Source organism: Paraburkholderia sp. UCT31, from assembly GCF_014397655.1.
GTDB classification, from domain to species: Bacteria; Pseudomonadota; Gammaproteobacteria; order Burkholderiales; family Burkholderiaceae; genus Paraburkholderia; species Paraburkholderia tuberum.
The window spans coordinates 1-802 of the sequence record NZ_VZQP01000197.1 but is presented as its reverse complement, the minus strand read 5'-3'; the positions used below and the strand labels follow the sequence as shown (position 1 = coordinate 802).

1 protein-coding gene is annotated in these 802 nt (G+C 59.0%); it reads right to left on the bottom strand.

The genetic code is table 11. From position 1 onward, the window contains the following. Positions 1–7: 7 nt before the first annotated feature. On the bottom strand, positions 8–802 hold a 795-nt coding region (locus F6X40_RS41605; protein WP_187631907.1), incomplete at its 5' end, for an IS30 family transposase.

Genomic DNA, 802 nt, shown 5'->3' with positions numbered 1-802 from the left:
GGCGGATTCAACCGGTGGATGCAATAGTTTGCTGGAATCGTTCGGCGGGCGTCTCGTAGTCCAGTGTCTTTCTTGGACGCTCGTTCAGTCGTCTTGCCACAGCGTTGAGTTTGGCCTGCGAATACACTGACAGATCGGTACCTTTCGGGAAGTACTGCCTCAATAGTCCATTCGTGTTCTCATTCGACCCACGCTGCCAGGGATGTTGCGGGTCGCAGAAGTAGACGGCAATGTCGGTGGCGACGGTGAAGCGCTTGTGCCCGGCCATCTCCGTCCCCCGATCCCAGGTGAGCGACTTGTAGAGTTCCTGCGGTAACTTGCTGGCATGTTTGATGAGCGCATTGATGACCGTTTCGCTGTCCTTGCTGGCTATCTTCACCAGCATGACATAGCGTGTCTGGCGCTCGACGAGCGTCGCAATCTGGCTGCTGCCGCTACCGCACAGCAGATCACCTTCCCAGTGGCCCGGTACCGCGCGGTCTTCAACGCTAGCCGGGCGTTCGCTGATCGATACGGTGTCACGAATCCTGCCGTGATCCTCCGTCTTTAGCGTGTGATGGCGCGAACGGCGCATGGCCCGGGTGCGCCGCAGGTGCTCCAGCAACTCCTTCTTCAGGGCCCCACGGGCCTGTATGAAGAGAGAACGATAGATTGTCTCGTGGGACACGTGGTAGTCCTCGTTGTCTGGGTACGCGCGTCTGAGCCATCCGGCGATCTGCTGCGGTGACCACTGCAGTTGTAGCTTGGCTGCCACGATGTGCGCCAACATCCGGTGCTCAACCAGTTTACAGGCTTTGGGTCG